This window comes from Azospirillum isscasi (genome assembly GCF_030849505.1).
Lineage (GTDB): Bacteria > Pseudomonadota > Alphaproteobacteria > Azospirillales > Azospirillaceae > Azospirillum > Azospirillum isscasi.
The window spans coordinates 1-9,699 of the sequence record NZ_JAUJFI010000190.1; the positions used below are offsets into that span (position 1 = coordinate 1).

At 69.9% G+C, this 9,699-nt stretch carries 11 protein-coding genes and 1 pseudogene; 6 read left to right on the plus strand and 6 right to left on the minus strand.

Annotated features, from left to right (window positions below):
- Together QSG27_RS25100 and uraD are read right to left on the minus strand one after the other, a co-directional pair.
- On the minus strand, positions 1–471 hold a 471-nt coding region (locus QSG27_RS25100), incomplete at its 3' end, for a M20/M25/M40 family metallo-hydrolase (protein WP_306710984.1).
- Entirely contained in the window at positions 468–950 is a 483-nt protein-coding gene (gene uraD / locus QSG27_RS25105) for a 2-oxo-4-hydroxy-4-carboxy-5-ureidoimidazoline decarboxylase (protein WP_306710986.1), read from the minus strand. The genes QSG27_RS25100 and uraD, both read right to left, overlap by 4 nt.
- 175 nt (positions 951–1,125) lie before the next feature.
- Between uraD and uraH the strand changes: the two genes are divergently transcribed.
- Complete coding sequence (uraH, locus tag QSG27_RS25110; protein WP_306710988.1) at positions 1,126–1,488, plus strand: hydroxyisourate hydrolase; 363 nt, start codon at positions 1,126–1,128, stop codon at positions 1,486–1,488.
- Here uraH and QSG27_RS25115 read toward each other — a convergent pair.
- Positions 1,473–2,666, minus strand: a complete 1,194-nt coding sequence (locus QSG27_RS25115) for a urate hydroxylase PuuD (protein WP_306710990.1) — start codon at positions 2,664–2,666, stop codon at positions 1,473–1,475. The genes uraH and QSG27_RS25115 overlap by 16 nt on opposite strands.
- 180 nt (positions 2,667–2,846) lie before the next feature.
- On the opposite strand from QSG27_RS25115, the gene QSG27_RS25120 reads away from it, so the two are divergent.
- The 4 genes from QSG27_RS25120 (at position 2,847) to QSG27_RS25135 (ending at position 7,383) form a co-directional block, all read left to right on the plus strand.
- Positions 2,847–3,782, plus strand: a complete 936-nt coding sequence (locus QSG27_RS25120) for a LysR family transcriptional regulator (protein WP_306710992.1) — start codon at positions 2,847–2,849, stop codon at positions 3,780–3,782.
- An 87-nt stretch (positions 3,783–3,869) separates the two neighbouring features.
- Entirely contained in the window at positions 3,870–4,994 is a 1,125-nt protein-coding gene (locus tag QSG27_RS25125) for a LacI family DNA-binding transcriptional regulator (protein WP_306710994.1), read from the plus strand.
- A gap of 98 nt (positions 4,995–5,092) precedes the next feature.
- On the plus strand, positions 5,093–6,949 hold the full coding sequence (uvrC, locus tag QSG27_RS25130; protein WP_306710996.1) for an excinuclease ABC subunit UvrC: 1,857 nt from the start codon (positions 5,093–5,095) through the stop codon (positions 6,947–6,949).
- Between the two features lie 203 nt (positions 6,950–7,152).
- Positions 7,153–7,383: a hypothetical protein gene (locus tag QSG27_RS25135; protein ID WP_306710998.1), complete on the plus strand. Its 231-nt coding sequence runs from the start codon at positions 7,153–7,155 to the stop codon at positions 7,381–7,383.
- A gap of 90 nt (positions 7,384–7,473) precedes the next feature.
- Here QSG27_RS25135 and QSG27_RS25140 read toward each other — a convergent pair whose 3' ends face one another.
- From QSG27_RS25140 to QSG27_RS25150, 3 genes are all read right to left on the minus strand, one after another.
- Positions 7,474–7,698, minus strand: coding sequence for a helix-turn-helix domain-containing protein (locus tag QSG27_RS25140; protein ID WP_306711000.1), 225 nt, complete (start codon positions 7,696–7,698; stop codon positions 7,474–7,476).
- Between the two features lie 50 nt (positions 7,699–7,748).
- Positions 7,749–8,036 carry a hypothetical protein gene (locus tag QSG27_RS25145; RefSeq protein ID WP_306711002.1) on the minus strand — a complete coding sequence of 96 codons (288 nt, stop codon included), beginning with the start codon at positions 8,034–8,036 and terminating at the stop codon, positions 7,749–7,751.
- A gap of 154 nt (positions 8,037–8,190) precedes the next feature.
- Positions 8,191–8,739: a YcbK family protein gene (locus QSG27_RS25150; protein WP_306711004.1), complete on the minus strand. Its 549-nt coding sequence runs from the start codon at positions 8,737–8,739 to the stop codon at positions 8,191–8,193.
- Between the two features lie 486 nt (positions 8,740–9,225).
- On the opposite strand from QSG27_RS25150, the pseudogene QSG27_RS25155 reads away from it, so the two are divergent.
- Positions 9,226–9,699, plus strand: a pseudogene (locus QSG27_RS25155) (hypothetical protein); the annotation flags it as partial.

Genomic DNA, 9,699 nt, shown 5'->3' on the forward strand with positions numbered 1-9,699 from the left:
CGCGCGCGCGGCGATCCGTTCCCGGTCGTCCTCCCGCAGGCCCGATCCGCGGATGGCCTTCACCGCGCCGGTCAGGGTCACGGGGAAGCGCACGCCCTCCTCGTCGCCGAAGCCCAGCACCTCGATGGCGAAGGGCAGGCGCTCGCCCCGCCGGTCCAGCTCCGCCACCGCGGCGACGGCGGCCAGAACACCCAGGTTCCCGTCATACCGCCCGGCGTTGCGCACCGTGTCGATGTGGGAGCCGATCAGCAAAGCCGGGGCGCCGGGCGTGGTCCCCTCGTAGCGGCCCACCACCGTGCCCGCCGGGTCGATCCGGGCGCTCATCCCGGCCTTGCCCATCCACTCCATCAGCCAGTCCGCAGCGGCCCGGTGCTGGGGCGTCAGGAACAGGCGGGTCAGCACGCCCGGCTCCTCCGTGAAGGCGGCGAACCCGCCCAGCCGCGCCATCAGGTCCGCACCGAACAGCGTCATGGAAGCAGATCCTTCAGGCGCAGCCAGGTGATGCGCTCCACCTGGGCGAGCGCGGTGGCGAACTCCTCCTCCGGGCCGTTGGACAGGCGGGACTCGAACGCCTCCAGAATGTCCGCACGGCTGCGCCCCTTGACCGCCAGGATGAAGGGAAAGCCGAAGCGCGCCTTGTAGGCGCCGTTCAGTTCGGTGAAGCGGACGAACTCCTCCGGCGTGCAGCGGTCCAGCCCGGCGCTCGCCTGCTCCGCCGTGCTGTCGGCGGTCAGTTCGCCGCGCATCGCCAGACGGCCCGCCAGATCGGGGTGGGCGTTCAGCAGCGCCAGCTTCCGGTCACGGTCCGCGGCGCGCAGGACGGCGACCATGGCGGCGTGCAGCCCTTCCGCATCGTCGGGCACATGGCCGGCATCCCAGGCGCCTTCGGCGACCCAGGGCGAATGTTCGAACACGCCGCCGAATCGGGCGACGAAACTTGCGCGGTCCATCTCGCTCGGTCGCATCCCGGCCTTCCTGATCGGTCCCTCGGCACGCAGCATAACCGCAATCGCGCAGGTCCGCTTTTTCGATCCGTTTGAAAGTCTTTCTGCGCAGGTCCCGTTCGGACCGCGCGGCGGTGGGGTATAAGCTTCCTTCGGCATTCCACGGTGAGGAGACGAACCCATGTCCGGACGCGGGCGCCTGACGACTCATGTTCTCGACACGACGCACGGACGGCCCGGCGCCGGGATCGCCGTCACCCTCTACCGCATCGCGGGGGAGCGGCGGGAGCAACTGACCCGGACGCGCACCAACGCCGACGGTCGCTGCGACGCCCCCCTGCTGGCCGGGGCCGACCTGACGCCGGGCGTCTACGAGCTGGTGTTCGAGGCCGGGGACTATTTCCGCGCCTCCGGCCTGGAGATCGCGGAGCCCGCCTTCCTCGACGTGGTGCCGATCCGCTTCGGCATCGCCGATGCGGACCAGCACTATCATGTGCCGCTGCTCGTCTCCCCCTACAGCTACTCCACCTACCGGGGAAGCTGACCGGTCCAGGCGGCCAGCAGGCGGCGCTCCTCCGGCGTGATCCCGGTGACGTTGCCGGGGGGCATCGCGTCGGACAGCGCCGCCCAGACCCGGATCTGCGGGGCGTGGCGGGCGATGGCCTCCGCGCTGTCCAGCGCAAGCCCGCGCGGCGGGACGGCGATGCCCTCCCACACCGGCTGGGCCGCGTGGCACATGGAGCAGCGGGACAGCACCACCTCCTCCACCTGCGCGAATTCCACCCTGGCCGGTGCGGCAGCGGCGTCCGTGACGGTCCGCGTGCCGGCGGCGCTCAGGCCCACGATGACGGCGACCCCCGCGGCGGCCACCGCCCAGGTCCACCAGGGCGACGGCTTGCCGGCGTGGCGGCTGTTGAAGAAGTGGCGGATCGACGCCCCCACCACCAGCACCACCGCCACGATGATCCAGCTGTAGCGCGTGCCGAAGGCCAGCGGGTAGTGGTTGGAGATCATCAGGAAGACCACCGGCAGGGTCAGGTAATTGTTGTGCAGCGACCGCTGCTTCGCCTGTTTGCCCAGCGCCGGGTCGGGCACCTGCCCGGCCTTCATGGCGGCCACGGCCTTGGTCTGGTTGGGGATGATGATGCGGAAGACGTTGGCCGACATGATCGTGCCGATCAGCGCCCCGACATGCAGCATCGCCGCCCGCCCGCTGAAGACATGGCCCAGGCCCCAGGCCACCAGCACCAGGAAGACGAAGCCCGCCGCCGCCAGCTTGCCGTCGTCCTTGCCCAGCGGCGACTTGCACAGCCGGTCGTAGACGTGCCAGCCCAGCCCCAGCGCCCCCAGGCTGAGCAGCACCGCGCCCCACCAGGGAATGTCCAGCACCGCCGGGTCGATCATGTAGAGCGTGGCGCCGTGGTAGTAGAGCACCGACAGCAATGCGAAACCGCTGAGCCAGGTGGCGTAGGCTTCCCATTTGAACCAGGTCAGCTTCTCCGGCAGCTCCGCCGGGGCGACCGTGTATTTCATCATGTTGTAGAAGCCGCCGCCGTGGACCTGCCACGCCTCCCCCGCCACGCCGGGGGGCAGCCCGTCGCGCCGCCGCAGCGACAGGTCCAGGTGGATGAAGTAGAAGCTCGACCCGATCCAGGCGATGGCGGTGACGACGTGCAGCCAGCGCACCAAGACATTGACCCACTCCCAGACGATCGGCTCCATCGCGCTCCGGCCCTCTTCCGTTCGGTGATCCTCACCCTGAACTCTACGGTTGCCGCAGCGCGGCGGGGAAGCGGATGCGTGCACCAGCACTTTCAAAAAAAACGGAAAGATGGGAGGATTCGCCCCTTCATCCTGACCTTCTCTCCGGAGGGGAGAAGGAAAGCCAGGAAAGACTCAGGCGTGGCGCTGCTGGAGAACATGCGGGTGTTCGTGCGGGTGGTGGAGCTGGGCAGCCTGTCCGCCGCCGGGCGCAGCCTGCGCCTGTCGCCCGCCGTGGTCAGCCACCGGCTGCAAAGCCTGGAGGAGCATCTGAACGCCCGCCTGCTGAACCGCACCACCCGGCAGGTGCAGTTCACCGAGGCCGGAAAGGTCTTCTTCGAACATTGCCTGGAGGTGCTGGAGGCGGCGGAGCGGGCGGAGAGCAGCGTCGGCGCCATCGGCGGGGCACCGGTGGGCAGCCTGCGGGTGACGGCGCCGCTTGGCTTCGGGCGGCGCATCCTGGCCCCGATGGTGCCGCGCTTCCGCGCCGCCTATCCCCAGGTGGACGTGCGGCTGCGCCTGTCCGACCATCTGCTGGACCTGCTGCGCGAGGCGACCGACGTCGCCATCCGCATGGCGCCGCTGAAGGATTCCAGCTTCGTCGCGCGCAGGATCGCCGACCTGCCGCGGGTGCTCTGCGCCGCCCCGTCCTACCTGGAGCGGCGGGGGGCGCCGGCCCGGCCCGAGGATCTGCTGGCCCACCACTGCCTGCTGCTGCGCTTTCCCGGCTCGCAGCAGTTCCAGTGGACGCTGAACACCCCGCAAGGCCCGATGACCCTGCCGGTGTCCGGCCAGTTCGACGCCGACGACGGCGACGTGCTGACCGGCTGGGCGCTGGCCGGGGAAGGGATCGTGCTGAAGCCGCTGTGGGAGGTGGCCGAGCATCTGCGCCGCGGGGACCTGCGCGTCGTCCTGCCGCACTGCCCGCCGGAGCCGGTGACGCTGGCCGTGCTCTACCCCCACCGCAATCTGCTGCCCGCGAAGATCCGCGTCTTCATCGACTTCTTCGCGGAGCAGGTGCGCGCCGCCCTGGCCCAAACGGAACCGGCGGGAGCGGAGCGGAATGCCGTTTCCTGACCGTTCCTGCTTTTTCCCCGCCGTTCCAGGCGCGTGCTATGATGCCGCCACGCCGCGCGGCGGGGTTCGCCGCAGGGAAGGACGAGAATGACCGCACAGCCGCCCGCCAAGCCGATTCCGCCGAAGCCCGCCAAGCCCGTCCGCAAGAAAACCCGCCGCGCCACCCAGCGGCTGACCATGACGGACGTGGCCGACGCCGCCGGCGTGTCACCCAGCACCGTCTCGCTCTACCTGCGCAAGCCCGAGGCGGTGTCGGAGGAGCTGGCGACCCGCGTGCGGACGGTGATCGACCAGCTCGGCTATGTGCCCAACCTCGTGGCGGGCAGCCTCGCCGCGGCGAAGAGCCGGACGGTGGGCGTCATCCTGCCCTCCATCACCAACTCCTTCTTCGCCGAGACCTACAACACGCTGCAAAGCGCCTTCCAGACCGCCCATTACCAGACCCTGCTGGGCGTCAGCGAGTTCGATCCGGAGCGGGAGGAGGAGCTGATCCGCGCCTTCCTCGCCTGGTCGCCCGCGGCGGTGGTGGTCACCGGCCTGCACCACACCGAACGGACGCGCGCCATGCTGCGTTCCTCCGGCGTGCCGGTGGTGGAGATGTGGGACATCCCGTCCGCCCAGACCCCGGCGGTGGACATGACGGTCGGCTTCTCCCACTTCGAGGTCGGGCGGCGGCAGGCCGCCCATCTCTACGACCAGGGCAGCCGCAAGGTCGCCTACATCGGCGCCGCCGTGCACCAGGACATGCGCGTGCGCAGCCGCACCGACGGCTATGAGGACGAGGTGCGCCGCCGCGGCCTGCACGAGCCCATCGCCTTCACCGCCCCCGACACCGCCTCCACCCCCGTCGGCATCTGGCTGATCGACGAGGTGTTCGCCCTGCACCCGGACATCGACGGGGTGGTCTGCTCCAACGACGCCATGGCGCTGGGCGTGCTGTTCGAGGCGAACCGCCGCGGGCTGAGCGTGCCGGAGGATCTGGCGGTGATCGGCTTCGGCGACCTGACCTTCAGCGCCGCCTGCCTGCCGCCGCTGTCCACCGTCCGCCCGCCGCAGCGGGAGATCGGGGAACTGGCCGCCGGCCAGATCCTGGCCCGGCTGAACGGCACGACGGTGGCCCAGCCGCACCACGGGCTGGACTGCGAACTGGTCGTCCGCGACAGCACCCGCCCGGACGCCGCGGTGCGGGTGGAACGGCAGGAAGCGGGCTGATCCTGTTCTGAGGAACAGGTCCCGAGATTGTCCCTGGTCCACCTTTCGTTCTCCTGCTTCCTTCCGCTCCATCATGGTCAACACACCGGAATAGGGCGATGGACGGAGTTGCGGTGATCCGCGCCGCCCTGCCGACTCTGCCGGACACGCCCGGCGTCTACCGGATGATCGGGGCGGACGGGCGCATCCTGTATGTCGGCAAGGCGAAGAATTTGAAACGCCGGGTGGCCAGCTACACCCGAACGGACGGGCTGCCCAACCGCACCCGCCGCATGGTCGCGCTGACCCGTTCCATGGAGTTCGTCACCACCCACACGGAGGCCGAGGCGCTGCTGCTGGAGGCGAACCTGATCCGCCGCCTGCTGCCGCCCTTCAACGTCCTGGTGAAGGACGACCGGTCCTTCTCCTACATCACGTTGAGCGAGGGTCATGGCCAGGGAGCCGATTTTCCCCGCCTGATGCAGCACCGCGGCAGCGCCGACCGGCATGGCCGGAAGCGCGACCTGTTCGGCCCCTACGCCTCCCCCGCCCTGGTCGGCATGACCATCGCGGCGTTGCAGCGCGCCTTCCTGCTGCGCAGTTGCGACGACGCCACCTTCACCGCGCGCACGCGGCCCTGCCTTCAGCACCAGATCAAGCGCTGCTCCGCCCCCTGCGTCGGGCGCGTCTCGGCGGAGGAGTACGCCGCCCAGATGCAGGGCGTGCGCGACGTGCTGTCCGGGCGCAGCGCCGCCGTCCAGGCGGCGTTCGCCCGCCACATGACGGACTGCTCCGACCGGCTGGCCTACGAGGACGCCGCCCGCTGGCGCGACCGCATCCGCGCCCTGACCGCCCTGCAAAGCCGCCAGGACATCAATCTGGAAGGCGTTCTGGAGGACGCCGACGTGCTGGCCGTTCATGCCGAGGGCGGGACCGCCTGCGTCCAGGCTTTCTTCTTCCGCGGCGGGCGCAACCAGGGGACCCGCGCCTTCTTCCCCCGGCATGACGGGGAGGAGGACGCCGCCGCCATCCTCGCCGCCTTCGCCGCCCAGCTCTACGAAGGAACGCCGCCGCCCCGCCACCTGCTGCTGAGCCACGACATCCCGGAGCGCGCCCTGCTGGCCGAGGCGCTGACGCTGGCCGCCGGGCGGCGGGTGGAGGTCGAGGTTCCCCAGCGCGGCCCCAAGCGCCGCGTCGTCGAGCACGCCCTGACCAACGCGCGGGAGGCCCACGGGCGCCGCATGGCCGAGCGGTCCGCGCAAGGGAAGCTGCTGGCCGGGGTGGCGCGCGTCTTCGGCTTGGCCGGAACGCCGGCCCGTATCGAAATCTACGACAACTCGCACATCCAGGGCGCCTTCCCGGTCGGCGCGATGGTGGTCGCCGGGCCGGAGGGCATCCAGCGCAACGCTTGCCGCCGCTTCCACATCAAGGACCCGGCGGCGGCGGGGGACGACTGCGCCATGCTGCGCGAGGTGCTGACCCGCCGTTTCGGACGCGCGCTGCGCGAGGACCCGCAGCGCAGCGGCGGGCAATGGCCCGATCTGGTGCTGATCGACGGGGGCTTGGGCCAATTGAACGCCGCCCGCGCGGTGCTGGACGGGCTGGGCGTCGCGGGCGTGCCGCTGGCCGCCATCGCCAAGGGGCCGGACCGCGACGCCGGGCGCGAGCGCTTCTTCCTGCCGGACCGCGAGCCCTTCCGGCTGGAGCCCAACGACCCCGTTCTGTACTTCCTGCAACGGCTGCGCGACGAGGCCCACCGGACGGCCATCGACGCCCACCGCACCCGCCGGCTGAAGGCGATGGACCACACGCGCATCGACGGCATCCCCGGCGTCGGCCCGTCCCGCAAGAAGGCCCTGCTGCACCATTTCGGCAGCTCCACCGCGGTGGCTTCGGCGGGGTTGAAGGATCTGGAGGCCACCCCCGGCATCAGCGCGGCGCTGGCCCGGCGGGTGTACGAGCATTTTCACGGGTGACGCCGCTGGCCCCCACCCTGGCCCTCCCCCGCTATCGCAGGGGAGGAGGAAAACTCCCCCGGATTGTTCCGCCCGAATTATTCCGCCAGAATTATTCCAGGGACACCGATGCAACCGCCGCCGGTCAGTCCTGCGTTTGCGCCGTCTTTGGTTAGCCTTTCCTTAACCCGGCGGGATCATGGTCCGCCCACCGCAAACAGAGCATGCACACAGGGCGCCTGACCATGGGCCAGAAGATCATCAAGTTCTCCGACAAGAACGGCTACCGCGACGTCGAGCTGGACAGCCTGCCGCGCAACGTGCGCGCCGCCGTCACCGACATGGCCGCGAAGAATCCCGTCGCCAGCATCATCGTGGACCAGACGGGCATGCTGTACCGGATTCACCTGACCGAGCCGGCGAACGTCTATCTGGACGTGCTCTCGGTCGCCTGAACCGGGGCGCCGTCCCGGACGGGCCGGACATAAGGCAGCGGACACACGGCGGCGCACCCGATGCGCCGCCGTTTCCATTTCAGCGTGGCCTCATTCCGGCAGGACGCTGGCGGTGCGGTCCAGCGTCTCGCGGGGAACCGTCGAACCGAAGCCCGACAGGATCGCGCGGGCGTGCCCCGGCGCCAGTCCCGTCATGCGGGCCAGATCACCGGCGTCCAGCCCCTGCCTCTCGGCGGCGTGGCGGATGCGGGTGATGGCGTCGCGTTTCTCCATACGGTCCATGGCGCTGCTCCGGGTGCGGAGGTGGTTGTTCATGCGAGTCCTCCTGTGCAAACGGTCGGAGGGAAAAGCGGGGCTGCGGCGCTTCAGTGCGGACGGCCTTCCAGGCGGCGCAGCGCGCGGTCGAGCATGGTCAGCGGCATCATGAAGACGGTGCCGCCCAGAACCGCCCGGACATCCTCGATGTCCAGGCCGGTCGCCGCGGCGACACCGCGTTCGTCCAGCCCGCGGTCTTCCGCGATCACGGCGATCCAGCCCGCCAGCGTGCGGGCCTGGGCCATACGGGCCGGGTCGGCCAGGGAATGAGGACGCGCCGATGAGCTGCGGCCCCATCGGTCCGCAAGGGGGTCCGCAAGGTTGGTCGGGGTCAGCATGGGCTCCTCCCAAAGAGCATCGGCCGGAATTTCGCGGCCTTCTTTTTCGGGCTATGGTGCGCTTCCTCCGTCCCGCGCACAATCCACCCATCGGCTTAATGCCCTTCGCCCGATGCCCCCTGGCAAAAGGTTCTGCGACGAAACGTCCCGATTCTCACCCTCCGGCCCAGCGGCGGGTCGGTCCCGTGTCCACATGGACGAAGTTCCGCGCCGCGTAGCAGCCGGCCCCGCCGTCGCCGAAGGACAGGGCGCAGCGGTACAGGTCCACGGCGCGCCGCCCTTGCAGGCGCAGATCCACCGCCCGCCCTTCCAGATGCAAGCTGCCCGTCGCCGCCCCCTCCACATGGCGGTTGGTTTCCCGGGAGCGGAAGGCGGACAGCACCTCGAACGGGTGCGGGCTGTCCAGCTTCTCCTGCATCTCCGACAGCCGGTTCAGCAAGGCAAGGTCGATGCGGCGGCAAATGTCGCCGTTGTGGTCGCGCAGAACCCAGTCGATGCGGGCCATCGCCTCCGTCACCGGGCGCCCCTCCGCCCAATAGACCCCCTCGAAGCCCTCCCCCGTCTGACGGTTGAAGAGGCGCAAGGTCCGTTCCGGGGCCGGTTCCCACGCCGCGGCGGGGCGGCTGTCGCAGACGCCGAAGGCCACCGCGGCCCCCAGACCCAGGATGCCCCGGCGCGACAACCCCGCCGTGGGCGGGTCCATCCGGGACCCGTGCAGTGACGTGTGAAGGGGGCGGAAAGAACCGTTCAGCGAAGACAGGAAAGGCATGGAACCACCGGTGCGTTGCGTGACCGAAACCGAAACAGGAAAAGCCGGGACATGTCGGCACGTCCTAACGACGCCGGGGGCGCGCGTCGGTGAAGCGGGCGTGCCGAAGGGGGGTGGGGAAGCCATGAGTCCGCTGTCCGGCGGCGGGAAAACCGGTGAGCCCGCCGGCAGTTCCGCCAGGGCAGGTAGCATACGGTAGTTTACGCCCCGTTCGGCGGGGGGTCCCCTCACCGCCTTCGGGTGAAGACCCCCTCCTAACGAACAGAGAGGCGGACGGACTTCGGGAATAGGGACCGGCATAAAAGCACAGGGTCGATGGACATCAGTTTTTTCCAATGAAAGAATGCCGCCAAAGCATCGACCCACCTATTTTGAGAAAGACCATGCGATGTCTTTCTCGCTCTCCGGGAGATGTCGAAAATGACCGAAGAAACGCCACCCGCGCAGGAACGGGCATTGGATGACCATGCCGTCAGGGCACAGCTTGAGCGGATTCTTGCCAGCGATCATTTCGACGCATCGGACCGGAACCGCCGATTCCTGCGCTATGTGGTCGAAGAATGCCTGGAGGGGCGGGCGCCGCAGATCAAGGCCTATTGCATCGCCGTCAGCGTCTTCAACCGCGAGCCCAGCTTCGACCCGCAATCCGACCCCATCGTGCGGCTGGAGGCCGGGCGGCTGCGCCGCAGCCTCGAACATTACTACCTGACCGCGGGGCGCAACGACCCGATCCGCATCGTCGTGCCGAAGGGCGGCTACGCTCCCCGCTTCGAACGGATGGCGGACGACCCCGCCCCCGACCGCGACCAACACCCCGCTGGCCACCCCGCTAGCCACCCCGCCGGCCATCCCGCCCCCGCGCCGGACGCGCCGCCGCCGCACCCCTTCCCCACG